The sequence below is a fragment of the Thermasporomyces composti genome (assembly GCF_003386795.1).
Taxonomy (GTDB): domain Bacteria; phylum Actinomycetota; class Actinomycetes; order Propionibacteriales; family Actinopolymorphaceae; genus Thermasporomyces; species Thermasporomyces composti.
In genome coordinates, this window is the sequence record NZ_QTUC01000001.1 from 2,812,389 (window position 1) to 2,836,098 (window position 23,710).

A 23,710-nucleotide genomic window follows, 5' to 3' on the forward strand; every position below is an offset into this window, starting at 1 on the left:
ACCAGCAGCCCAACGGCGAGGATGCTCCGCCGTGAGGCGGGTTCGCGTGTCGCGGTCCGCGACCCGGCGACGACGGCGGCTGCCGCCGGGTGATGGGGGGTTGGGCGTGGTGGGCTGGGAGGGTCGGGGGCGACGAGGCGCCCGCGGGCAGGAAGACCACCGAACGAAAGACCACCGGATGAAAGAATGGCGCCGGTGCGGGTTGAGCCTGAGACCGTCGGGTGATGTCGCGGAAGGCGGCGGATGACGCGGACACGGCGCATGCGAACCTCCGGTGCCGACGGTCCCGGTACGATCCGCCTCCCCGCGGGTCAGCGTCGCCCACGCGGGTGTCGAGTGGCGCACGACGACGGGCCGCTCGACGGGCTAGCGGCTGGAGGCTGGCACGCGAGGAAGGCGTTCCTGGTCAGCCTTGGGTCACTGATCAGCCCTCGTGGCCAGTGACGATCGTCGAGCGTCGGTGGCGCGTCAAGGCGGTTGGCCGCCCGATGACGCGACGGATCCGGAATCGGCCGGACCTCCGGGGAGCGGGCCAGAGGGGACTGGGGTCGACGGAGCACGTGGTCTGGCGCTGGCACGGCGACGGCGGACAGGCGGACCGCCGGTCAGAGCAACCGCCCTGGGGAGAAGGGACATCGGACTGTGCAGGGTGTACCGACGCGGTATCTCGCCGGGTTTCCCACGCCCGAACGCGCGCTGGTCATGGGTGTGCTCAACGTCACGCCGGATTCCTTCTCCGACGGCGGCCAGTGGTTCGAGCCGGACCGTGCGATCGCTCACGGCGCCGAGCTGCTCGCGGAGGGGGCCGACCTCGTCGACGTCGGTGGTGAGTCGACGCGCCCGGGTGCGCAGCGGCCGTCGGAGGAGGAAGAGCTGCGTCGCGTCCTCCCCGTGGTCCGGGCCCTCGCGGCCGACGGCGCGCTCGTGTCGATCGACACCATGCGGGCGAATGTCGCACGTGCCGCGGTCGACGCGGGGGCGGTCATGGTCAACGACGTCTCGGGTGGTCTCGCCGACCCGGAGATGCTGCCTTTCGTGGCCTCGGCTGGAGTCGGCTACATCTGCATGCACTGGCGAGGGCATTCCGACCAGATGCAGTCGCGGGCGGTGTACACCGACGTGGTGGCCGAGGTGCTCGCCGAGCTTCAGGCGCGCGTGGAGGCCGCCCTCGCGGCCGGGATCGCGCCGGATCGGATCGCGATCGATCCCGGTCTGGGTTTCGCCAAGACGGGAGAGCACAACTGGGCGCTGCTCGGTGCGCTCGACCGGTTCACCGCGCTCGGCTATCCCGTCCTCGTCGCGGCGTCCCGTAAGACCTTTCTCGGCACTCTGCTGGCCGACCCGGCGACCGGCCAGCCTCGCCGCACCCTCGAGCGCGACGACGCCTCGGCCGCGCTGGCCGCGCTGGCCGCTCGGGCCGGCGCCTGGTGCATCCGCGCGCATGCGGTCCGGCCCACGCTCGACGCGGTCAAGGTGGCGGCGCGGTTCGCTGCGGCCGAGCGCGCCGCGGCCCAGGCTGAGGTCGACGGGTGACAAATCGGCCAAGCCGGCGTGGTCTGTGGGTGAAACCTGTCGACCCGGTCCCGTGGTCGCGGGTGCCTCGAATAAGGTGTGGCGCCCAACCTGTTGAAGACCGCGTGAGACGGGCGATGGGGACAGGGGGGAAGTCCTGCGCCCAGGCGGTAAAGGGGTCCTTGGTTGCGGGCCCGCCCAAGGCCGCAGGTACTGTCGTGCAGGGGTTGAACGTCAGGGAAGGAGGGCGCCGTTGACGGACCGGATCACGATTCGGGGGCTCCGGGTGTTCGGCCACCACGGCGTCCACCCGGAGGAACGTTCCCTTGGCCAGACGTTCGTCGTCGACCTCGTGGTGGGCACTGACACGCGCGAGGCCGCGCGGACGGACGATCTCGCCGCGACCGTCGATTACTCCTCGTTGGTCGACCAGGTGGTCGCGGCCGTGGCCAAGGACCCAGTGAACTTGATCGAGACGGTGGCACAGCGTGTCGCCGATCTGTGCCTCGACCAGCCCGGTGTGTCGGAGGTCGAGGTGACTGTCCACAAACCGCAGGCGCCAGTCGGCGTACCGCTCGACGACGTCGCCGTCACTATCCACCGGAGCCGTACGTGACAGAGACGCCCAACCCGCACATCATCGACGCCGACACCTTGACTGGCGGTCTGCGCCCGATCAGGCGCGTGGTCATCGCGCTGGGCAGCAACCTGGGCGATCGGGCGGCCACCCTCCAAGGAGCTTTGAACGCGCTCGCGGACACTCCCGGAGTGGACATCGTGGGTGTGTCGCCGGTCTACGAGACCGCTCCAGTCGACGCTCCGGAGGGGTCCCCCAAGTTCCTCAACGCCGTGGTCGTCGCCGACTCCACACTCCACGCGCGGACGCTGCTGGAGCGTGCGCTCGCGATCGAGGACGCCTTTGGTCGGGTGCGTACCACGCCGGGCGCGCCACGGACGCTCGACGTCGACCTTCTGGTGGTCGGTGACAAGGTGATCCACGAGGACGATTTCGTGCTGCCGCATCCCCGGGCGCACGAGCGCGCGTTCGTGCTCGTGCCGTGGGCCCAGGTCGACCCTGATGGCGTGATCCCGGGGCGTGGCCGGGTCGGGGACTTGGTCCGCTCGGTCGACACCACCTCGGTCACCCGTGTCGCCGACCTCGAACTCAGGCTCGAGTGAGGCCGGTGCGCACGACCCGAGCGAGGACTCTCGTCGTCCTGTTCCTCCTGGGGGCGGCGGTCGGCTGGAGCGGCGCCGCCATCCTCCAGGCGGCCGGTCTGGGGGTCAGCCGGACGCCCTGGTCGGCCGCGGGCGGTCTGGTGTTCTTCGCTGCGCTGCTCGGGTCTGGCGCGTGGTACATGTACGACCGGGTGCACCGCAAGCGCCGCCGAGTCGACAGTCTCACCGCCGTTCGCCTGCTCGCTCTCGCCAAGGCGAGCGCCTTGGTGGGCTCCCTGGTTGCTGGGGTCTACGCCGGTGTGGCGCTGCGCTTCCTACCTGACGCGGGCGTCCCGCACATCCGGGACCGAATCATCCGAGCCGCGATCACCGCGGGGTCCGCACTGCTCGTCATGGCCGCGGGGCTGCTGCTGGAGCGGGCCTGCAAGGTACCCCGGGGGCCGGAGGACGACGACAGCGGTGTGGCGGGTGACGCCGGACCCTGAGCCTCCCGCGGCCGGAGCGATGGCAGCGCCTCCACGCCGGGGCGTGGTCGCTCACCGTGCTGATCGGCGTGTCGCCGGTGTTTGTGTCCGACCTTGGGTCAAACTTCCTGTATCGCTGCCGGTACTCTGCGTAAGCGACTCTCCGAAGAACCGGAAGGTCTGGCGGAATCTGGACAACAGCCCATAGCCTCTGCGCATGGCTCGTAGCGGCGATCACCGGATCCGTCACCTTGCCCGTTGGGTGGCCACGCCTCTCCTCATGCTGGCGGGCGCCCTGGTCGCTTTCGCCGTGTACGAACGCGAGGTCTCCCTCCTGATCACCGCGGCGGTGGGTGCCCTCGCGGCTGGTGTCATCGCGGTCGTCGTCTTCGACATCGAGCTCATTCGGGCTCGGCGCGCCCACGGTGCCGACCGGGTGGCGCAGGCGCGGGCCTACGCCGCGATGTACGCCGCGCACGTGCGCGTGATGGCGGAGGGCTTCGCCCTCGCTGAGCAGCGGCGACGGGCCGCGGAGGAGCAGGCGAGCGAGCAGGCGTCGCCCGACGAGTCGACGACCGAGGCGTCCACGGAGAGCACCTCCCCGAGCGTCGCGAGCCAACTGGAGCCGGTGGTCCTGGCGATGGCGACCGCAGGCATGGCCGAGGACGCGGCGACCGGTAGGCCGTCGGAGGCCGACCCGGCCGACCAGGCGGCCACCTCTCGACCGACCCTCGTCGAGCCGAGCCACCCGCGTCTCGTCGAAGCCGAGGCGACGTCCGCGGCCGAGGTGGGTGTGCCGGACACCGATCCCGAGCCGGTCGCCAGGCGCGAGGACGAGACCGAGCACGTGGCGATTCCGATCCGGATGCCCGTCGCCGCGGACGACGACGATGCGGCCGACCTCTGGGACACCTTCGACGCTCCCACTGTCGTCGACCTCATGGCCTGGGAGGTGCGTGCGCGTCTCGCCGCCGAGGAGGAGCGGGAGCGTCAGGCGCGGTCCACGGGCGGCGCGGAGCCGACGAACGAGTCGCCCGCGAGCGCGGCCGGCGCGTGAGGCGCTCGATCGCCGCTTCTCGAGCGACCTGTCGCGGGTCGATCGCTCGCGAGGTCTCGAACGCCTTGACTTGTCGATGTCGCCCTACTTGTCGATGTCGCCGACGACGAAGAACATCGACCCGAGGATGGCCACGAGGTCGGCGACGACGCAGCCGGCCACCAGCCTCGGCAGGACGGCGATGTTGTTGAACGACGGCGAGCGCAGCTTGAGCCGCCAGGGTGTCTTCTCACCACGCGACACCAAGAAGTACCCGTTGATCCCGAGCGGGCTCTCCGTCCAGCAGTAGGTGTGACCTTCCGGCACCTTGAGGATCTTGGGAAGCCGGACGTTGACCGGGCCTGGGGGCAAGGAGCGGAGCCGGTCGACACACGCCTCGGCCAGGTCCAAGGAGACGTGCACCTGCTCGCGGAGGACGCTGAATCGGGCGAAGCAGTCGCCGTCCGTGTGCGTCACCACGCGACCTGGCTGGCCGGGAGCGAACAGCTCACCGTAGGCGAGGTAGGGCTCGTCTCGACGCAGGTCCATGTCGACGCCCGACGCGCGAGCGATGGGGCCGGAGACCCCGTAGGCGTGGATGACCTCGGGAGACAGCACGCCGACGCCGCGTGTCCTGGCCTGGAACGTCTCGTTGTCGAAGATCAGGTCCTCCAGCTCGGGTAGGCGCCGTCGGCAGGCCGCGATCGCCGCCGAGACGCGATCGAGCCAGCCGGCCGGCAGGTCCTCCTTCAGGCCGCCCACCCGGTTGAACATGTAGTGCATCCGCCCGCCGGAGACCTCTTCCATGACCTGTTGGAGCGTCTCCCGCTCGCGGAAGGCGTAGAACATCGGCGTGATCGCGCCGAGCTCGAGCGGATAGCTGCCGAGGAACATCAGGTGATTGAGCACACGGTTGAGCTCGGCCAGCAGCGTCCGCGCCCAGACGGCGCGCGCCGGCACCTCCAGACCGAGCATCCGCTCCACGGCCAGGACCACGCCCAGCTCGTTGGCGAACGCGGAGAGCCAGTCGTGGCGGTTGGCCAGCATGATGATCTGGCGGTAGTCGCGGACCTCGAAGAGCTTCTCCGCGCCTCGGTGCATGTAGCCCACGATCGGCTCGCAGGCGACGATGCGTTCGCCGTCGAGCGTGAGGCGTAGTCGCAGGACGCCGTGCGTGGCGGGGTGCTGCGGTCCGATATTGAGCACCATGTCCTGGGTGGCCAACTCCTCGCCGCCGCCCCGCTCGTAGGAGTCGGACACCGGGGGGAGGCCCGCCGCGCCCGCCCCGAGACTCACGATCCGCTCCGACGTCACGTGGACCATGCTCGCACAGGGTCACTCGATATAGCCTCCCTGCTCATGGACAGCTTGTTCGCGCCACCAGGCCAGCGGTGGCAGACCGTCTCGCCCCAGCTTCGCGCGCTTCGGCGGCTGATCCTCTCGGTGGTGCTCGGGGTCGTCGGCCCGCTGTCCGCGGTTCTCGCTGGCGTCCTCGTCGCGTGGTGGTTGGCGGTCGTGGTCCTGGCGGTGGCTGTCGTCGTCTTCGCGTGGGGCTGGTGGCTGATCGACCGCAACTGGCGTTCCTGGGGGTACGCCGAACGCGGAGACGACCTCCTGGTGACGCACGGCGTGCTGTTCCGGCGGCTCGTCGTCGTCCCGTACGGGCGGATGCAGTTCGTCGACGTGACCGCCGGACCCCTGGAGCGCAGGTTCGGTATCGCCAAGGTCCAGTTGCACACCGCCACGCCGGCCACCGAGGCCGACATCCCAGGGCTGACGGCGGCGGAGGCCGCGGGTCTGCGGGACCGCTTGGCGGCGTTGGGCGAGGCGCGGGCGGCGGGTCTATGACGGCGATGGTGGGACCAACCCAGGGGCCAGAACCCCACCAGGAGCCTGGTCGGGACGACGATCCCCAAGGCCGAGAGCCGGGTCACGGATTCGGCTCCGACGCCACCGAACTGCGGCGGCTCCATCCGGTCACCCCGTTCCTCAAGGGGTGGAAGTTCGTCGCGGTCCTCGTGGCGATCGTCGGCCAGCAGTCCTTTCGAGGCACCACGCTCCGCGTTCTGGTCGCGGAGCTGGCCGGCGTTCTCGTCTTCGGGCTGGTCCTGGGCGCCTGCTCCTGGTGGTTCACCAAGTACCGGATCGAGGGCGAGGACCTACGCGTCGACAGCGGCATCCTCTTCCGACGTTCCCGGCGCGTCCGGATCGATCGGTTGCAAGCGGTCGACATCGTTCGACCCGTCGTCGCGCGCTTGCTGGGTGTCGCCGAGCTGCGCCTGGAGGTGGCGGGTGGCGCGCAGACCGAGGCGCCGCTGGCCTACCTCTCCGAGCACCACGCCCAGCGTCTGCGGGCCGAGCTGCTCGCTCGAGCCGCCGGGCTCGCGGCCGACACCCCCGAGGCGCCGGAGCGCCAGCTCGTCGCGGTCCCACCGAGCACCCTGCTCGCCTCGACGATCATCAGCGCGCCGTTCCTCGTGGCCGCGCTGGGCTTCGTGGTCGTGGCCGTGACGACGAGCTTCGTTCAGCAGATCGCCGGGGTGGCGCTCCTCGTGCCGTGGGCCCTGGGCGGGGTGGGGGTGGTGTGGCGTCAGTTCGTCAGCGAGTACGGCTTCTCGGTGAGCGAGTCACCCGACGGTCTCCGGATCCGCAAAGGCCTCCTCGACACCTGGGCACAGACCGTCCCACCGGGGCGGGTCCAGGCGGTCGAGATCGAGCAACAGCTGTTGTGGCGGCCGAAGGGATGGGTGAAGCTCACGGTCAACGTCGCCGGATACGCCGGACGGAACACCGAAGGCCCCACGTCGTCCACCTTGCTTCCCGTGGCGCCCTGGCCGGTGGCGCGGGCGTTGCTCCAGCGGGTGTTACCGGACGTCGACGTCGACCGCGTGCCACGGGTGTCCGCGCCCCGGCGAGCCCGGTGGCTGCGGCCGATCGGCTGGCGCTTCCTCCGGTACGGCAGCGACGAGAAGGTGTTCGTCTCCGAGGTGGGCTGGCTCACCCGGCGGATTGCGGTCGTTCCGCACGCCAAGATGCAAAGCGTCCGGATCACCCAGGGACCCCTCCAGCGCGCGCTGCGCTTGGCGACCGTCCACGTCGACACGCCCGTCGGCCCCGTCGACGCGGTCGCGTTGCACAGGTCGAGTGACGAGGCGCGACACATCGCCGAGGCGCAGGCCGAGCTGGCCCGGCACGCTCGGAAGCTCGCTGGGCCCGAACGCTGGATGCGCCCGCCCGATTCGCCGTGATCACCTATCGCCGGGACGGGCTGGGCTCGAAGGGTGGACACGACGACGCGCGGCGCGGCACAGCTCGGCCGGCGGGTCGACGTCGCGGGCCTGGAGCACCCACCAGAACCCGCCGAGCCCACCGGCGTCCACCAGCTCCGAGGCCTCGCAGCTGCGGGCCAGCGCCGCGAGGTACCCACGCGGGTCGGTGTGCGCGAGGGCGTGGGGCGGACGTGCGGCGCTCACCCCGAGCGCGCGGAGCGCGTCTCGCTGCCGGGTGACCAGGGTGGACTGGGCGCCCGCGCACTCGCCCGCGTGAGCCACCGCGTCCACCGCGACGTGGCTGGTGATGTCGCACGACGTGTCCGGGACGGGAGAGACGACGCGACCGGACCGGTACGCGGTCAGGGTCCCCCGCCAGGGCCGCTCCTCGCGCAGGTGGCCGTAGTCGATGGCGACGGCGACACCGTGCCGGAGCCGGCGCACGACGTCAGCCCACGCGTCGTCACGAGGCCACCCGATCTCGCCTCGGCTCCCGGGAGGCGCGTCGGCGAGCGGCCACCACTCGTCCAGCCAGGCCGCGTCACGTCCGGTCACCGGCGGCCCGAGTCGTTCGTTCCCCGTCGCGACGTCGACCTCCACGATCCGGGCGGTACCGTGCGGATCGACCTCGGCGACGTCGACGGGGACGTTGTCGAGCCACTCGTTGGCGACGATCAGCGCGTCGACGTCGTGGGGCACGGTGTCGGTCCAGGTCGCCGCCGCGGGGACGGTCGAGGGCCGGTCGGCCAGCTCCACGCCGACGAGGGTGAGATCAGGCGCCAGGTCGTGCAGCGCGGCCAGGAGCTCGCCCCGGCCGGCGCCGACGTCGACCACCGTCGTGAGCCCCGTGGACCGGGCCAGGCGGAGCAGAGCGGCCGCGAACTGCGTGGACACGTGAACCGAGGTGCGGAAGTGCTCCGCCGGTGCCTGGGTGCGGAAGAAGCCGTCCGGCCCGTAGAGCGCCTCGGTGGTCGCCTCGCGCCAGGTTCGCCAGCGTGCCATGTGCGCGACTGTAGGCCGGGCCGGCTGGTGTCGCGGGAGCCAGATGTCCCTCTCCGCGGAGGAAGTTCCGGCCGTACCTCAATGTCTGCCGTGGCTGGCCGGGCGTGCGGGGCGTCTCCTCCCGGACGTGGACCGGACGTAGCCTCTGATGTCGTGCCGCAGCGCAGGGTCTACGAGTGGTTGCGCCGTCGTCCGCTGATCGTCGACGGCGCGATCGTCGCCCTGCTCCTGGTGATCCTGCTGCCTGAGACCGCGGCGGCGAGCGCGGACCCCGGCCCTGCTGGCACCGTCCTGGGTGTCGCGCAGCTCGTGCCGCTGGTGTGGCGGCGCCGTCATCCGGTGCGGGTCTTCACCGTGGTCTCCCTCGTGTGCCTGGCCCAGGTGATCCTGCTCGACGTGCCGCTGCCCGCCAACGCCGGCTTCCTGCTCGCCCTGTACGCCGTCAGCGCCTACGCGCATGGTCGCGTGCGTCTCGCGGCCTTGGCGGTCGGCTTCCTCGGCGCGGCGCTGGGTCCGCTGGACTGGCTGGCGTGGAGCGAGCTCTTCGACCATCCGGAGTACTTCGCCAGGTTCTTCGTCGTCCTGGCCGCGTTCGTCGCTCTCACCTGGACGTTGGGTGACCTCATGCGTACGCGGCGTGCCTACGTCGCGGAGCTGGAAGAACGCGCGCGGCGTCTCGAGGTGGAGCGCGACCAGCAGGCGCGGCTCGCGCGAGCCGCCGAGCGGGCCCGCATCGCGCGCGAGCTGCACGATGTCGTGGCGCACTCCCTCTCGATCGTGGTGGCCCAAGCCGACGGCGGCCTCTACGCGGGGGAGAAGGATCCGAACGCGGCTCGCTCTGCCCTGGCGACCATCGGCGTGACCGGTCGCCAGGCGCTCGCCGAGATGCGGCGACTGCTCGGGGTGCTGCACTCCGGGGGCGACGCGGCCGACCTGGCGCCGCAACCCGGCCTTGCGCAGCTTCCCGAGCTCGTCGCCCAGGTCCGTGCCTCGGGACTGCCTGTCGAGCTGGTCCTCGAGGAGCCGAAGTTCGAGATCAGCAGCGGTGCCGAGCTGGTCGTCTTCCGCATCGTCCAGGAGGCCTTGACGAACACGATCCGGCACGCCGGCCCAGGCGCTCGCGCACGGGTCGAGGTGACCTACGGTGCGGACACCGTGCGGGTTTGCGTGTCCGACGACGGGCGGGGCGCCGCCGCGACGAGCGACGGTCAGGGCCGGGGCATCCACGGCATGCGGGAAAGGGTCGCCGTCTACGGCGGTACCCTCAGTGTCGGTCCGCGAGCTGGCGGAGGTTTCCAGGTCGTCGCCGAGCTGCCGCTGGGTGAGAACGCCGCCACCGCGGGGCAGTCGAGCGGCGCCGGGGAGGCAAGCGACGGGGGAGGGTAGGTGTCGGATCGCATCCGTGTGTTCCTGGCCGACGACCAGCAGCTCGTCCGTGCCGGATTCGCCATGGTCGTGGGTGCCCAAGCCGACATGGAGGTCGTCGGCGAGGCCGGTGACGGCGTCGAGGCGGTGGAGAAGCTGGCAGCGGTCCGGGCGGACGTGGTCCTCATGGACGTGCGCATGCCGCGCATGGACGGCGTCGAGGCCACTCGGCGCATCCTGGCCAGCGGGGCGGACGCGCCTCGCGTCGTGGTGTTGACGACGTTCGACTTGGACGAGTACGCCTACGCCGCCCTGCGCGCGGGTGCGGCGGCGTTCCTGCTCAAGGACGCACCGCCGACCGACCTGCTCTCAGCGATCCGTTCCGTGTACCGTGGTGACGCCGTGGTGGCGCCCAGCACCACCCGTCGGCTGCTGGAACGCTTTCTCCCCCACCTCTCCGAGGAGCCGTCGGACGGCCGGGTCGAGATGCTCACCGAGCGGGAGCGACAGGTCCTCCTCGAGGTGGCGCGAGGGTTCTCCAACCAGGAGATCGCCGAACGGCTCTACCTCTCCGAGGCGACGGTCAAGACCCACGTGGGCCGCATCCTCGCCAAGCTGGGCTTGCGTGACCGCGTCCAGATGGTGGTCTTCGCCTACGAGAGCGGCCTGGTACGCGCTTCGCGCTGATCCTCTGGGAGGCGGGTCGCTCGCGCCTCCAACCGTCGTCCGTGGTGGCGGAGCCGTCGGCGCGTCGGTGACATCCCTGAGTCTCCCCTGAGTCTGTCCTCGTCCCTGAGTCGGTCCACGGAGTGGCGCCGTCCCCCCTGGGGCGGACGGAGGACGCCGACCCTGGCGGTAGCAGAGGGTGAGGAAGAGTCACCGCTGGACGGACGCGTCCTCCCGTCCTCGCTTCCTAGGGTGTGCTTGCCCAACGGTGTGGACTCCGCGAGCCGCGGGAGCGACCGCGCCGACGAGTCCGACGACTGTCCTTCGCGTCGTGATGTAAGGAGCGCAGCATGCCTGCCATACCGGCCACCTCTGTACGCATGGCGGCGAGCGCCGTCGACCTCGTCAAGGTCTACGGCTCTGGGCCGACCGCCGTTCGCGCCCTCGACGGGGTGACCGTGGGATTCGAGGCCGCGCGGTTCACGGCGATCATGGGGCCCTCCGGTTCAGGCAAGTCGACCCTCATGCACTGCCTGGCTGGCCTGGACTCCGTGACCTCGGGAACGGTGCGGATCGGCGACACAGACCTCAGCAGCTTGTCGGATCGCGAGCTCACCCGGCTGCGTCGGGACCGAGTGGGCTTCGTGTTCCAGGCGTTCAACCTGATGCCGACGTTGACCGCCAAGCAGAACATCCTGCTGCCGCTCGAGCTCGCGGGGCGCAAGCCCGACCAGGCGTGGTTCACCACCCTCGTCGACGTCCTCGGCCTGGCCGACCGGCTGAACCACCGACCCGCGGAGATGTCGGGCGGGCAGCAGCAGCGGGTGGCGCTCGCCCGAGCGCTCGTGACCCGACCGGAAGTCGTCTTCGCCGACGAACCGACGGGCAACCTCGACTCGCGGACGGGGGCGGAGGTGCTGTCGTTCCTGCGGACGTCGGTCCGTGAGTTCGGCCAGACCATCGTCATGGTGACGCACGATCCGGTAGCCGCCTCGTACGCGGAGCGGGTCGTCCTCGTCGCGGATGGGAAGGTCGTGGGCGAGATCGCCCAGCCGACACCGGACTCGGTCCTCGACGCGATGCGGAAGCTGGGGGCCTGATGACGGGGCAGCTGACACTCGCCAACCTCCGGTCGCACACCGCCCGCTACGTCGCGGGCGGAATCGCGATCGTGCTGGGCGTCGCGTTCATCACCGCGGCCATGCTCGTGTCGGGGTCCACGCGCGCCGCCTTGGCGCGGGCCGTCGGGGCGCAGTACGACCAGGCGGACGTGGTCTTGCTCAGCGACAGCTTCATTTCGTCCGACGTGGTTCGCCAGGTCAGGGGCCTGGACTCGGTCGAGGCCGCCTCCGGCGTCGCGGCGACGGGTCTCGGTGTCGTCTATCCCGACTCCAGGCAGCCGACGTGGGTAGGCGCCCGGAGCCTTCCCGTCGATCCCGACCTGCGCTGGCACAAGCTGACCGAAGGTCGCCTGCCGCGCACCGCCGATGAGGTCGCCGTCTCGGAGCTGGTCGCGGCGGACCGGAACCTTCGGCCAGGCTCCGTCCTGCGCGCTGAGTCGAGCGCCAGCCCATCGGGGGATGCCGACCAGGCTCTGACCACGCTCCGAGTGGTCGGCATTGTGGCCCGGGACTCGCTCCCGCCGAGCGCCGCGCTCGTGGTGACCGAGGACTGGATCATCGGCTGGCGGGGCAGCGCGCAGTACAACGAGGTTCTGGTCAAAGCCGCCCCCGGTGCTGACGTGCCCCAGCTCCTCGCGGATGTTCGCGCGGTGGCCGGGTCCGGCGCGACCGTGCGGACCGTCGAGGCACACGTCGACGCGACGGTCGAGGGGCTGACCGGCGGCGTCAACGTCCTTGGCGCGTTCCTCCTCGGCTTCGCGGCGATCGCGGTCTTCGTCGCGACCCTGGTCGTGGCCAACACGTTCACGATCCTGCTCGCCCAGCGCACCCGCGAGCTCGCGCTGCTCCGTTGCGTGGGAGCGCAGCGCGGTCAGGTGCGCAGGTCCGTGCTCGGCGAGTCGGCCGTTCTCGGCCTCGTCGCGTCCGCGGTCGGTGTGGCGGTGGGTGCCGGCCTGGCGGCCGTCGCGGTGGTCCTGCTCGAGCGGACCAACACCGCTGTCGTGATGGGAATCCAGCTCGACCCGGTCTCCGTGCTGGTTCCCATCGGTGTCGGCCTGCTCACCACGGTGGTCGCCGCCTTCGTCCCGGCCCGACGGGCCACCCGCGTGCCACCCCTGGCCGCGTTGCGACCCGAGCTCGCGATTCGAGTGCGCTCCCGGGGTGGGCTTCTCCGGCTGTGCTTGGCGCTGCTCCTGGTCCTCGCCGGCGTCGGGTTGATCGCCGCGGGTTTGGGGGCCGAGGACATCACGGTCGGGATGCTGCTCGGGGTCGCCGGAGGTGCGCTCTCCTTCCTCGGCGTCCTCCTCAGCGGGCGGTTCCTGGTTCCCGTGCTGGTCCGGTTGCTCGGCCTGGTCGTCGGCCGAGGCGTGCCGGGACGTCTCTCGGTCGCCAACGCGGTCCGCAACCCGGGACGAACGGCGGCGACCGCGGGCGCCCTCCTCGTGGGAGTCACCCTGATCTCCCTCATGAACGTGGGTGCCGCGTCGGTCGAGCGCACGATCAACACCTGGCTGGACGATCAGTACCCGCTCGACCTGGCCGCCGAGATCGGTGGCTCGGCCGGGATCTCCGCCCAGACGGTCGACGCGGTCCGCGACGTCGAGGGTGTGCAGGAGGTGGCGGTCCTGCGTGCGGCACAGGTCCAGACCGACGGTCCGGCCGGACCGGTGGACCGCGAGGCGTTCGGGGTCGATCCGGAGGTCGCGTCGTCGGTGCTCCGCGAGCCGAGCGTGGTCCGCGACCTGCGTGACGGCGTCGCCGTCATGGGCCCGAGCTTCGCGGATGGGCTGGGTGTCGAGGAGGGGGACACCGTCCAGCTCCGAGGCGAGAACGACGCGACCGTCACAGTCCAGGCGCGGATCGTCAAGTCGGATGCGACGCCGGATCTCCTGCTCACGGCTCGCGACCTGGAGCGACTCGCGCCCGACGCACCGACCGCGATGGTGTGGGCCCGGCTCGCGGACGGTGTGACTGAGCAGACCGTGATCTCCCGGGTCGAGGACGCGCTCGCGGATGCCGAGACCGTCCAGCTCTTCGGAGGTGCTCCAGAGCGAGCGTTCTACAACCAGGTACTCACCGTCATGCTCCTGATCGCCACGGGTCTGCTGGGCATCGCGGTCCTCATCGCCTTGGTCGGCGTGGGCAACACCTTGAGCCTCTCGGTGATCGAGCGGACGCGCGAGCAGGCGTTGCTCCGTGCTCTCGGACTCACCCGTGGGCAGCTGCGCGGGATGCTGGCGCTGGAGGCCGTGCTCATCGCCGGCGCCGCGGTGGTCCTCGGTCTCGCGCTGGGGATCGGGTACGGAATCGCGGGGACGACGGTGCTACTGGACCTCGCGACCGAGAACGTCGAGTACGCGATCCCGGTGGAGCGCCTGCTCCTCGTGGCGGTGGTCGCCCTTCTCGCCGGTCTCGTCGCGTCGCTGCTGCCGGCTCGACGCGCGGTACGAGTGCCACCCGCCTCCGCGCTCGCGGACGAGTGACGGGTCGCACCTCGCACCACGGCCGCCACGCCGAGGGGACGTGGCGGCCGTGGTGTGTTCCACGGCTGGATCAGCCGAAGATCGCCGCGAGGACGAACCACACAGCGACGAACGCCAGCTCCAGGTAGCCGAGGACCATACCCGTGACGGCGAGTCCCGTGCCGTCGCCACTCGTCCGTCGGATCCGACCGAGGGCCAGGTGTCCCGTCACGATCGCGGGCACGGCGGTCATCCCGCTGGTGCACAGTCCGAGCAGAGCGCAGCCGATCGAGACCTTCGCCAGTGGCTCAGTGGCGCGCACGGGGGCGGGCACGTAGGTCGACCAGGGGTTCGTGAGGGGAGCGGGCGGTGCTCCCATGCCCCCGTCGCCGAGCCGTATCGGCTGTGTCGGATGGGTTCGGAGCGGCTCGAGACGAGAGGTGCTCGATGTTTGGTCCAGCCTCGAGGTCTGGCCCAGTCTCGGCGTTCGGTCCAGCCACGACGTCTGGCCGGGCAGGGCGATGGGCGGGCGGATCGGGAGCGACGGCCCCGCCGGGGGCGTGTGGAAGGGGAGTGGTCCGACCGGTAGGTCGGCGATCAGCTCGTGGAGCTCGCCGTACGTACGCGAGCGCATCACTGCGTCCAACCGCTCGCGGTGTTCGTTCCAGTCCAGTCGCCCCTCCGCGACGGCGGCCTTGAGTACGTCAGCGGCGCGCTCCCGATCAGCGTCGGACGCCCGCATGGACTCCCAGTCGGTGCTCATCTCACCCCCTGCGGGTGAACCGGTCCGCCGCGCGGCGAGGAGCGCCACACGCCCTCTCCTGCCATTGTGCAGGGCATCTCGACGTCCGGCCGGGCTCTGCGTGGGCTCACTCGTCGGGAGACTCTCGTGGTCGGACATACCCGACGTCGAGGTCGGCGACTCGGGCGTGGAACGCCCCGCGAATGTGGGGGATAGGTCCCGAAAGTCCCGTAGGAGGGAGACGGGTCAGAAGGGGCCTGTCCGCCGGGCGGCTGGTCGGCGGCTAGAGCGCGGCGGCGAGAAAGACGAACATGAGCCAGAGCAGGGAGAAGCCCGTGACCACGTACCCGAAGATCAGGCCTGCGATCGCCATGCCCCGGCCCGCGTCTCCGGACTTCGCGATCCGGGCCAGGGCCAGGTGGCCGGTGATGATCGCCGGCACGCTCGTCACGGAGCACAGGAATGGTGACAGCGCGCCGAGGATGAGGGACGCCTTCGCGAGCGGTTCGGTTTCCCGCACCGGGACGGGTCGATAGGTCGCCCAGGGGTTGACGGCCGGCACCACCGGCCCGGACGTGGGGGAAGAGGCAGCGGGCAGCGGGGTCGGCCCGGAGGGCAGGTCGGACACGAGCGCTTGCAGCTCGCCGTAGGTTTTCGCGCGCAGCGCCTGGTCGAGCCGACGCTGGTACTCCCCCCAGTCCAGACGACCCTCGGCGTGAGCGGCCTTGAGCACGTCCGCGGTCCGCTCCCGATCGGCGTTGGACGCTCGCATCGAGTGCCAGTTGCTGGTCACCGGCTTCTCCCCTCTTGTCCGCCCCGCGGTGAGAACACTCGAGGCGTCCACGTCGCGCATGGCCCGACTGCGAGTTCCATTGTGTCCCGGCTGGTCATCCGCGGTCCCGGCCGCCTGAGACCCGACGGGTGTGGACCCGTTCGACGCGCGACCCGCGAGTACGCTGACATGCCGGATTGGCGGGCGTCAGGGCCCGGGCACCGGTAGGGAAAGGCGGCACTGCGTGCTTCTCGCGGTCGACGTCGGCAACACGCACTCGACGCTGGGACTGTTCGACGGCGCCACTCTGGTCCAGCACTGGCGGGTCGCCACCGACGACCGCAGGACCGCCGACGAGCTCGCAGTCTTGCTCGACGGTCTCCTCGCCGGTCACGGTGGCCGCGCCGGCGTGAGCGGCGTCGCCGTCTGCTCGACGGTGCCGGCCGTTCTGCACGAGATGCGGGAGATGCTGCGTCGCTACTACGGCCGGGTTCCCGGGCTCATCGTGGAGCCGGGCGTCCGGACTGGCGTTCCGGTGCTCATGGACAACCCGCGCGAGGTGGGAGCGGACCGCATCGTCAACGCGCTCGCTGTCACCCACCTGGTCGATGGCACGCGCATCGTCGTCGACTTCGGCACCGCGACGACGGTCGACGTCGTGAGCGCACGTGGGGAGTACCTCGGCGGGGCGATCGCGCCCGGTATCGAGATCTCCCTGGAGGCACTCGGCCAGCGGGGAGCCCAGCTCCGCCGGGTCGAGCTGCTGCGACCGCGGACGGTGATCGCCAAGAACACGGTCGAGGCCTTGCAGTCGGGGGCGATCTTCGGGTTCGCCGGCCAAGTCGACGGTCTGGTTGAGCGAATGGTCGCCGAGCTGGGGGTGGACCGGTCCACGGTCACCGTGGTCGCGACCGGCGGGCTCGCACCCCTGGTGATCGACGAGTGTCGCTCGATCGACCGGCACGAGCCGTGGCTGACCTTGCATGGGTTGCGGCTGGTCTACGAACGCAACAACGCGACCACGCGCTCGTGAGCGCGCGCTCCCGGCGTTCACGCCTCGACCGGCAGATGGTGCCAGTGTGACCGTTCGAGAGCTCGAAGGGCAGGTCGGCTCAGCGCCGACAGATCCACCTCGAACCGGCCCTCCCCGTAGCGCTCGAGGTTCAGGAGGAAGCACAGCCCGGCTCGCCCCATCGTGGTGACGTCGCGGGCGTCGACGACCACGCGGTCGAGGTCGTTGATCTCTTCGAGGAGCGCAATCTCGCGGAGTGCCGCGCGCAGGTCGTGCTCCATGGCGTCGTCGATATCGCCACGCAGGAAGACCACGATCTCGTGACTGCCCCGATCGACCACCTCGACGTCACGCACCCTGATCGCCTCCTCGATGGCGGGCTGCCGCCGACGTGGCTGGAGTCGGACGAGTTCCTACCCCGGACCGATGGAGCGTCGAGCGACTGCTCGCTCACCCTGAGGCTGACCACCGAAATCCGCCCAGGCCAAGAGGGCGAAATGCTCCTGGATCCCGGTCCGAAGACCGGAGATCTGGAAGAGTCAGACCTGCCTCGCCAGCCGCCCGGAAAGCAGTGCTTTGACCTCGGGGTTGCGGTCGCAGGCATTCCGCAGCAAGCCCGGGACATCGGAGGTGACGCCGTCCGCACCGGACCGAAGGGCGTGGAGCAGCCGCTCGGTGTCGTTGACCGGCCAGCCCATGATCTGGAGGTGGGATCGATGTCCGAGATCGACGACCTCGGCGTCAAGTGCGCCGATGCCAAAGCACAGCACCTGGACGCCCATCGACCGGGCGAGGTCGACGTACTCCCGCGGTGCTTTGGAGGAGATGAGGCCGGTGCGAAGGCCGGGAAGCAGCGTGAGCGCCTGCCGAATCACCTCGACGGAGAAGGAGGTGACCGTCACCCGGTCGAGGAGGCGTCGATCACGAATCACGTCGACGGCGACAGGCAAGGCCTCCGGTGCCTTGATCTCGGCCTGGATAGGGACGTCGACCGCGTCGAGGACCTCGTGAAACGTCGGGACGTGCTCACCGTCGCCGGCGTCGAGCTCACGAATCTCCGCGAGCGTCATCCGCGCCACCTCGCCGCGTCCATTGGTGGTCCTCGCGACGTCACCGTCGTGAAGAATCACCAGGTGGCCGTCCGCGCTGAGGCGCAGGTCGAGTTCGATGGCGTCGGCGCCGTCCTCGACGGCTCGACGAAAGGATCGGAGGGTGTTCTCGGGCTCCAAGCCCATGGCTCCGCGGTGCCCGACGAGCGTAAACGTCACGTGGCCCTACCTCTTCGAGACGACGGTACGTTTCGACCAGTGACGACCCTCTCATAACGGGAGCGTTCTCATCCGCAGGGCACGCGCGGTGCGGTCCGGTTGGCCGACCACGGACTGAGCTGCTCCGGCGGTCCGACTCCAGCACGGGCTCTCGCTCTCGAGCTCGACCCCCAATATGGGTTCCGTTCGAGCTATCCCATAATGTGGTGAGCCATGACCGAGACATCCCCGCCTGATCGCGCCGTGACCGATGATCTCCCCGAGCAGGTGCGGATTAGGCACGAGAAGCGCGCTCGCCTCCTCGAGCGGGGGATCGATCCCTATCCGGTCTCGGTCCCACGGACCCATTCCATCGCCGAGGTTCGCGCCGCCTACGGTGAGCTTCCGCCCGACTACTCCACCGGGCGGATGGTGACGATCGTTGGGCGTGTCATCTTCAACAGAATTACCGGCAAGCTGTGCTTTGCGCGCCTCCGCGACGGTGACGGATCGGAGATCCAGGCGATGATCTCCCTCGACCGGGTGGGTGAGGAGGCGCTCGCCGACTGGAAGTCGTTCGTTGACATCGGAGACCTCATCGGGGTCGAGGGCGAGGTCGTCACCAGCCGGCGGGGCGAGTTGTCCGTCGCCGCCACCCGCTGGTTCATGGTCTCCAAGGCGCTGCGTCCACTCCCGGTGGAGCACAAGGAGCTCTCGGAGGAGTCACGGGTTCGCCAGCGCTACCTCGACCTCATTCACCGACCGGAGGCCAGACGGCTCCTGCTCGCGCGGTCGACGGTGACCAACTCCCTACGCCAAACGCTGACCGCACGTGGCTTCGTCGAGGTGGAGACCCCGATCCTCCAGGCCGTCCACGGTGGGGCAGCGGCCCGGCCGTTCACCACTCACCTCCACGCGTTCGGTCGTGACTACTACCTGCGCATCGCGGTCGAGCTCTATCTCAAGCGGCTTCTCGTCGGCGGTGTGCACCGGGTCTTCGAGATCGGTCGGAATTTCCGGAACGAGGGCGTGGATTCCACCCACTCGCCGGAGTTCACCATGCTGGAGGCCTATCAAGCCTTCGGCGACTACCACTCGATGGCCGAGCTGGTTCGGGCGCTCGTGCTCGACGCGGCGCAGGCGTTGGGATCGACGGTCGTTCCCGACGGTCGCGGTGGTGAGGTCGACCTGGCGGGCGAGTGGCGATGGCTGCCCGTCCATGAAGCGGTTTCGGCGCGGCTCGGCGAGGAGATCACGCCCGATACCCCCGCCGAGCGGTTGCGTGAGTACGCCGAGCGGTTCGAGGTGGCGTTGAAGCCGGACTGGTCGGCTGGCGAGATCGTCCTCGAGCTGTTCGAGAAGCTCGTCGAGCACACCATCGTGGAGCCAACATTTGTCTGCGACTATCCGGTGGATGTGCGCCCCTTGGCCCGGCGGCACCGCAAGGACCCTCGGCTCGCCGAGGCCTTCGATCTCATCGTGGCCGGTGTGGAGCTGGCGCCGGCCTATTCCGAGCTCACCGACCCGGTCGACCAGCGGGCCAGGCTCGTGCAGCAGTCGGTTCGGGCAGCCGGGGGCGATCCCGAGGCGATGCAGCTCGACGAGGACTTTCTCCGGGCGTTGGAATACGGCATGCCGCCGACCGGTGGTTTGGGTTTGGGAATCGACCGACTGGTGATGCTCCTGACCGGAGTGCGCTCCATTCGTGAGACGATCCTCTTCCCGCTCGTGAAGCCGGAGGGATGAGCCGTGCGCCGAGCGCGTCAGTCTAGGTGTTGGACGTGACGTGGTGGGCATCACGTCGAAAGTGACGGACCAGCCGAGGTTGGTGCCGCATCGCTTGGGTACAAGCAGATATTCTATGTTTGCCGAGAAGCTTGAATTGCCACTATTGTTGTGGGCATCGCCTCATATGTGAGAAGGGGACTTGCAGTGGCGACGAAGACCTCCGTGGTTCTCATCGACGACATCGATGGCTCTGAGGCTGACGAGACCATCAGGTTCGCCCTGGATGGTGTGTCTTACGAAATCGACCTGTCGAGCAAGAATTCCACCAAGCTGCGGAACGCGTTGGCGCCTTACGTCGAGGCGGCTCGGCGGGTCGGTGGTCGTGCGGTTCGTGGGCGTGCCGCCAAGACCGCGCGTGGTGCGGCGTCCCGCAAGCCTGAGACGGCTGAGATTCGCGCCTGGGCGCGGGAGCAGGGTTACGACGTGAGCGACCGTGGTCGCATTCCGTCCGAGATCATCGAGGCGTACAAGAAGGCACGTCGGTGATCGGACGCTCGCGAACCGTGGCGGTCTCTCTCGCTTCCTGATGTGTGGCTCCCGGTGCCCTTCGGCGCCGGGAGCCCAAATCTGTAATTCGTCGCAATGTGCCCGGCTCCGACCGACCTTCACGAAATGTCTCGTGCGAGGTGTCGCCGAGCGGAAGCCACCGTTGACGACGATCCACTGGGAGCGGGCGAGGTGAGCACGGCCTCCCGTCCCGGTTCTGGGCCCGACCTCGTGGGGAGGCGAGGGGCCGTGACCGGGATAGCAGCCATGGCGCGCGCCACGTCAGCGCGGCGGGGACGTTCCGGGCGGTCGGCGCGATTCCGACGTTCGCGACCCCTGCGTGAGCGAGACCCCGGATGCGGTGACGTCCGGTCTCAGCAGACAGCGGGTGGTGCTCGCCCACACTCGCCAGCTCGCCGGGGGCGGTGGGGTGGGCGGTGCGGAGCGAACGATAGGCCGGAGAAGCGTGCCGTGGACGGTCGTCCGCGCCGCTCTCGGCCGGTCCGTGAGCGGTCAGGGCTCGCGGCCACGCTGCGTGTCCGATGCACTCACGGTGACCGGTCCTCGGGGTCAGGCTCGAGGGTCTCGCGTTGGACCCACAGCCAGATGGTGTCCGTTTTGATACTTTCGTCCCGAATTATCAGGGGTACTCCAGGCGCTCCGGGCGTTCGCTGGCGGCGTAACGCCTCGATCTCGGCCCGCTTCGGGAACAGAGTAGAAGTCCCAGCAGTTGCATCGTCACGTACTGTTTACTGACCGCATCTCATTGATCTCAGCCTGAGACCTAGTGGGATCGGGGTGGGTCGTGAGCGGCGACTAGCATGAAACGCAGGGGCCGGGGCTCGCCCGACCCTGAGCCGTCTCCAGCCCGGGGAGCGAAGCAATGTTCGAGAGGTTCACCGACCGCGCGAGGCGGGTTGTCGTCCTGGCCCAGGAAGAGGCCCGGATGCTCAGCCACAACTACATCGGCACCGAGCACATCCTCCTGGGTCTCATCCACGAGGGCGAGGGCGTGGCTGCCAAGGCGCTCGAAAGCCTCGGTATCTCCCTGGAGGCCGTCCGTGCGCAGGTCGAGGAGATCATCGGTCAGGGGCAGCAGTCGCCGAGCGGGCACATCCCGTTCACGCCACGGGCCAAGAAGGTGCTCGAGCTGTCCCTGCGCGAGGCGCTCCAGCTCGGCCACAACTACATCGGTACTGAGCACATCCTGCTGGGCCTGATCCGCGAGGGTGAGGGCGTCGCGGCCCAGGTGCTGGTCAAGCTCGGTGCTGATCTCGGCCGGGTCCGCCAGCAGGTCATCCAGCTGCTCTCGGGTTACCAGGGCAAGGAGACCGCTGGCACTGCCTCGGGGAGCACAGGCGAGGGCACTCCGCAGGGTTCGCTGGTCCTCGACCAGTTCGGGCGCAACCTCACTCAGGGCGCTCGTGAGGGCAAGCTGGACCCGGTGATCGGACGGGAGAAGGAGATCGAGCGGGTCATGCAGGTGCTGTCCCGCCGGACCAAGAACAACCCCGTCCTGATCGGCGAGCCGGGTGTCGGTAAGACCGCCATCGTGGAGGGCCTGGCCCAGGCGATCGTCCGCGGTGAGGTGCCCGAAACGCTCAAGGATAAGCAGCTTTACACCCTTGACCTTGGTGCCCTGGTCGCGGGCTCGCGCTACCGCGGTGACTTCGAGGAGCGCCTGCGGAAGGTGCTGAAGGAGATCCGCACCCGTGGCGACATCATCCTGTTCATCGACGAGCTGCACACTCTCGTCGGTGCCGGGGCCGCGGAGGGTGCGATCGACGCGGCGAGCATCCTCAAGCCGATGCTGGCTCGGGGTGAGCTGCAGACGATCGGCGCGACGACCCTCGACGAGTACCGCAAGTACCTCGAGAAGGACGCCGCGCTCGAGCGCCGGTTCCAGCCGATCCACGTCCAGGAACCGTCGATCGCGCTCACCATCGAGATGCTCAAGGGCCAGCGCGACCGCTACGAGGCGCACCACCGGGTCACGATCACCGACCAGGCGATCGTGGCGGCGGCGCAGCTGTCCGACCGGTACATCTCCGACCGGTACCTGCCTGACAAGGCCATCGACCTGATCGACGAGGCCGGCTCGCGGCTGCGGATCCGCCGGATGACCGCGCCGCCGGACCTGCGCGAGTTCGAGGAGAAGATCGCGAAGGTCCGCCGTGAGAAGGAAGCCGCGATCGACGCGCAGGACTTCGAGCGTGCGGCCGCGCTGCGCGACGAGGAGAAGAAGCTCATCGCGCAGAAGACCGAGCGGGAGAAGCAGTGGAAGGCCGGCGACATGGACGTCGTCGCCGAGGTCGACGAGGAGCTCATCGCGGAGGTCCTCTCGACCGCCACGGGTATCCCGGTGTTCCGCCTCACCGAGGAGGAGTCGCAGCGTCTGCTCCGGATGGAGGAGGAGCTCCACAAGCGCTACATCGGCCAGGAGGACGCCGTCCACGCGCTGGCGAAGTCGATCCGGCGTACCCGCGCCGGCCTGAAGGACCCCAAGCGTCCCAGCGGGTCGTTCATCTTCGCCGGCCCGTCCGGTGTCGGTAAGACGTACCTGTCCAAGATCCTGGCGGAGTTCCTCTTCGGCGACGAGTCGGCGCTGATCCAGCTCGACATGAGCGAGTACTCCGAGAAGCACACCGTGTCGCGGCTGTTCGGCTCGCCTCCGGGGTACGTCGGCTACGACGAGGGCGGTCAGCTGACCGAGAAGGTGCGCCGCCGCCCGTTCTCCGTCGTGCTGTTCGACGAGATCGAGAAGGCCCACCCCGAGATCTTCAACTCGCTGTTGCAGATCCTCGAGGAGGGTCGCCTCACCGACGCCCAAGGTCGGGTCGTCGACTTCAAGAACACGGTCATCATCATGACCACGAACCTCGGAACCCGGGACATCGCCAAGGGCGTGAACCTCGGCTTCAGCCAGACCAAGGACACCACCAGCTCGTATGAGCGGATGAAGTCGAAGGTTCAGGAGGAGCTCAAGCAGCACTTCCGGCCGGAGTTCCTCAACCGGGTCGACGAGATCATCGTCTTCCCGCCGTTCACCGAGGAGCAGATCCTGCAGATCGTCGACCTGCAGATCTCAGAGGTCGAGGAGCGGCTGCGTAACAGGGACATGGGCATCGAGCTCACGCAGGCCGCCAAGCAGCTGCTGGCCAAGCGGGGCTGGGACCCGGTCATGGGTGCGCGGCCGCTGCGTCGGACGATCCAGCGGGAGATCGAGGACACCCTGGCCGAGAAGCTGCTCTACGGCGAGCTCACCTCGGGTCAGATCGTGGTCGTCGACGTCGAGGGCGAGGGGAAGGACGCCCGGTTCACCTTCACCGGCACCCCCAAGACCTCGGTGCCCGAGCTCCCGGTCATCGAGACCACGCCGCAGGAGTAAGGCCGCAGGACGTCGGCCAGGCGGACCTGATCGAGGGCCACCATGGGGCTCCCATGGTGGCCCTCGGCTTTGCCGATGTCTTGCCGATGTTCTGCTGATGCCTGCCGATGCCACTGCCCGTGCCAGCGTCGCGGGCGCTTCGCGGAACGCCCGCGACGCTCGGCGTACGCCTGACCCGCGCTCACTCGGCGTACGCCTG

Annotated in this window: 21 protein-coding genes; 15 read left to right on the forward strand and 6 right to left on the reverse strand. The window is 69.7% G+C overall.

What is annotated here, in order from left to right; translation table 11 throughout:
* Positions 1-702: 702 nt before the first annotated feature.
* From folP to DFJ64_RS12210, 5 genes are all read left to right on the forward strand, one after another.
* Positions 703-1,533 (forward strand): dihydropteroate synthase, encoded by an 831-nt coding sequence (folP, locus tag DFJ64_RS12190; RefSeq protein WP_115850564.1) that lies wholly within the window; start codon positions 703-705, stop codon positions 1,531-1,533.
* Between the two features lie 232 nt (positions 1,534-1,765).
* Positions 1,766-2,128: a dihydroneopterin aldolase gene (gene folB / locus DFJ64_RS12195; protein WP_115850565.1), complete on the forward strand. Its 363-nt coding sequence runs from the start codon at positions 1,766-1,768 to the stop codon at positions 2,126-2,128.
* Positions 2,125-2,691, forward strand: a complete 567-nt coding sequence (gene folK / locus DFJ64_RS12200; RefSeq protein ID WP_115850566.1) for a 2-amino-4-hydroxy-6-hydroxymethyldihydropteridine diphosphokinase — start codon at positions 2,125-2,127, stop codon at positions 2,689-2,691. The genes folB and folK overlap by 4 nt, the downstream gene beginning before the upstream one ends.
* A gap of 5 nt (positions 2,692-2,696) precedes the next feature.
* Positions 2,697-3,176 carry a DUF3180 domain-containing protein gene (locus DFJ64_RS12205; RefSeq protein WP_170152598.1) on the forward strand — a complete coding sequence of 160 codons (480 nt, stop codon included), beginning with the start codon at positions 2,697-2,699 and terminating at the stop codon, positions 3,174-3,176.
* A 196-nt stretch (positions 3,177-3,372) separates the two neighbouring features.
* The gene (locus DFJ64_RS12210) at positions 3,373-4,212 is read left to right on the forward strand and encodes a hypothetical protein (protein WP_147304686.1); all 840 of its coding nucleotides are present in this window, start codon (positions 3,373-3,375) and stop codon (positions 4,210-4,212) included.
* An 84-nt stretch (positions 4,213-4,296) separates the two neighbouring features.
* Here DFJ64_RS12210 and DFJ64_RS12215 read toward each other — a convergent pair whose 3' ends face one another.
* Positions 4,297-5,505, reverse strand: a complete 1,209-nt coding sequence (locus DFJ64_RS12215) for an NADH-quinone oxidoreductase subunit D (protein WP_211310594.1) — start codon at positions 5,503-5,505, stop codon at positions 4,297-4,299.
* 45 nt (positions 5,506-5,550) lie between these two features.
* On the opposite strand from DFJ64_RS12215, the gene DFJ64_RS12220 reads away from it, so the two are divergent.
* The gene (locus DFJ64_RS12220; protein ID WP_115850570.1) at positions 5,551-6,039 is read left to right on the forward strand and encodes a PH domain-containing protein; all 489 of its coding nucleotides are present in this window, start codon (positions 5,551-5,553) and stop codon (positions 6,037-6,039) included.
* Positions 6,040-6,047: 8 nt separating this feature from the next.
* Positions 6,048-7,439 (forward strand): PH domain-containing protein, encoded by a 1,392-nt coding sequence (locus DFJ64_RS12225; RefSeq protein WP_211310595.1) that lies wholly within the window; start codon positions 6,048-6,050, stop codon positions 7,437-7,439.
* Here the strand turns inward: DFJ64_RS12225 and DFJ64_RS12230 are convergent, their stop codons facing one another.
* On the reverse strand, positions 7,440-8,462 hold the full coding sequence (locus tag DFJ64_RS12230; RefSeq protein ID WP_115850571.1) for an SAM-dependent methyltransferase: 1,023 nt from the start codon (positions 8,460-8,462) through the stop codon (positions 7,440-7,442).
* A gap of 153 nt (positions 8,463-8,615) precedes the next feature.
* On the opposite strand from DFJ64_RS12230, the gene DFJ64_RS12235 reads away from it, so the two are divergent.
* From DFJ64_RS12235 to DFJ64_RS12250, 4 genes are all read left to right on the forward strand, one after another.
* Positions 8,616-9,848: a sensor histidine kinase gene (locus DFJ64_RS12235; RefSeq protein WP_211310596.1), complete on the forward strand. Its 1,233-nt coding sequence runs from the start codon at positions 8,616-8,618 to the stop codon at positions 9,846-9,848.
* On the forward strand, positions 9,849-10,514 hold the full coding sequence (locus DFJ64_RS12240) for a response regulator transcription factor (RefSeq protein ID WP_115850573.1): 666 nt from the start codon (positions 9,849-9,851) through the stop codon (positions 10,512-10,514).
* Between the two features lie 329 nt (positions 10,515-10,843).
* Positions 10,844-11,593, forward strand: a complete 750-nt coding sequence (locus DFJ64_RS12245; protein ID WP_115850574.1) for an ABC transporter ATP-binding protein — start codon at positions 10,844-10,846, stop codon at positions 11,591-11,593.
* Positions 11,593-14,097 (forward strand): ABC transporter permease, encoded by a 2,505-nt coding sequence (locus DFJ64_RS12250; protein ID WP_115850575.1) that lies wholly within the window; start codon positions 11,593-11,595, stop codon positions 14,095-14,097. Before DFJ64_RS12245 ends, DFJ64_RS12250 begins: the two co-directional genes overlap by 1 nt.
* A gap of 70 nt (positions 14,098-14,167) precedes the next feature.
* Here DFJ64_RS12250 and DFJ64_RS12255 read toward each other — a convergent pair whose 3' ends face one another.
* Complete coding sequence (locus DFJ64_RS12255) at positions 14,168-14,839, reverse strand: DUF1707 and DUF4190 domain-containing protein (protein ID WP_115852034.1); 672 nt, start codon at positions 14,837-14,839, stop codon at positions 14,168-14,170.
* 262 nt (positions 14,840-15,101) lie between these two features.
* Positions 15,102-15,611: a DUF1707 and DUF4190 domain-containing protein gene (locus tag DFJ64_RS12260; RefSeq protein ID WP_115852035.1), complete on the reverse strand. Its 510-nt coding sequence runs from the start codon at positions 15,609-15,611 to the stop codon at positions 15,102-15,104.
* Between the two features lie 223 nt (positions 15,612-15,834).
* On the opposite strand from DFJ64_RS12260, the gene DFJ64_RS12265 reads away from it, so the two are divergent.
* Complete coding sequence (locus tag DFJ64_RS12265) at positions 15,835-16,623, forward strand: type III pantothenate kinase (RefSeq protein ID WP_115850576.1); 789 nt, start codon at positions 15,835-15,837, stop codon at positions 16,621-16,623.
* Positions 16,624-16,640: 17 nt separating this feature from the next.
* On the opposite strand, the gene DFJ64_RS12270 is transcribed toward DFJ64_RS12265, so the two are convergent.
* Together DFJ64_RS12270 and DFJ64_RS12275 are read right to left on the reverse strand one after the other, a co-directional pair.
* Positions 16,641-16,958, reverse strand: a complete 318-nt coding sequence (locus DFJ64_RS12270) for an STAS domain-containing protein (RefSeq protein WP_115850577.1) — start codon at positions 16,956-16,958, stop codon at positions 16,641-16,643.
* 183 nt (positions 16,959-17,141) lie between these two features.
* The gene (locus DFJ64_RS12275) at positions 17,142-17,870 is read right to left on the reverse strand and encodes a glycerophosphodiester phosphodiesterase (RefSeq protein WP_115850578.1); all 729 of its coding nucleotides are present in this window, start codon (positions 17,868-17,870) and stop codon (positions 17,142-17,144) included.
* A gap of 213 nt (positions 17,871-18,083) precedes the next feature.
* On the opposite strand from DFJ64_RS12275, the gene lysS reads away from it, so the two are divergent.
* From lysS to DFJ64_RS12290, 3 genes are all read left to right on the forward strand, one after another.
* Complete coding sequence (gene lysS / locus DFJ64_RS12280) at positions 18,084-19,595, forward strand: lysine--tRNA ligase (RefSeq protein WP_115850579.1); 1,512 nt, start codon at positions 18,084-18,086, stop codon at positions 19,593-19,595.
* A gap of 186 nt (positions 19,596-19,781) precedes the next feature.
* Positions 19,782-20,123 carry a histone-like nucleoid-structuring protein Lsr2 gene (locus tag DFJ64_RS12285; protein WP_115850580.1) on the forward strand — a complete coding sequence of 114 codons (342 nt, stop codon included), beginning with the start codon at positions 19,782-19,784 and terminating at the stop codon, positions 20,121-20,123.
* A gap of 883 nt (positions 20,124-21,006) precedes the next feature.
* A complete protein-coding gene (locus DFJ64_RS12290) occupies positions 21,007-23,511 on the forward strand; it encodes an ATP-dependent Clp protease ATP-binding subunit (protein ID WP_115850581.1) in 2,505 nt (834 codons plus the stop codon).
* The last annotated feature ends 199 nt before the right edge of the window (positions 23,512-23,710 follow it).

Excerpts from the sequence above, each read along its gene's own strand:
- folP (WP_115850564.1), top strand. The coding sequence starts at position 703 with ATGGGTGTGCTCAACGTCACGCCGGATTCCTTCTCCGACGGCGGCCAG.
- DFJ64_RS12210 (WP_147304686.1), top strand. The coding sequence starts at position 3,373 with ATGGCTCGTAGCGGCGATCACCGGATCCGTCACCTTGCCCGTTGGGTG.
- DFJ64_RS12220 (WP_115850570.1), top strand. The coding sequence starts at position 5,551 with ATGGACAGCTTGTTCGCGCCACCAGGCCAGCGGTGGCAGACCGTCTCG.
- DFJ64_RS12230 (WP_115850571.1), bottom strand. The coding sequence starts at position 8,462 with ATGGCACGCTGGCGAACCTGGCGCGAGGCGACCACCGAGGCGCTCTAC.
- DFJ64_RS12245 (WP_115850574.1), top strand. The coding sequence starts at position 10,844 with ATGCCTGCCATACCGGCCACCTCTGTACGCATGGCGGCGAGCGCCGTC.
- DFJ64_RS12250 (WP_115850575.1), top strand. The coding sequence starts at position 11,593 with ATGACGGGGCAGCTGACACTCGCCAACCTCCGGTCGCACACCGCCCGC.
- DFJ64_RS12255 (WP_115852034.1), bottom strand. The coding sequence starts at position 14,839 with ATGAGCACCGACTGGGAGTCCATGCGGGCGTCCGACGCTGATCGGGAG.
- lysS (WP_115850579.1), top strand. The coding sequence starts at position 18,084 with ATGACCGAGACATCCCCGCCTGATCGCGCCGTGACCGATGATCTCCCC.
- DFJ64_RS12290 (WP_115850581.1), top strand. The coding sequence starts at position 21,007 with ATGTTCGAGAGGTTCACCGACCGCGCGAGGCGGGTTGTCGTCCTGGCC.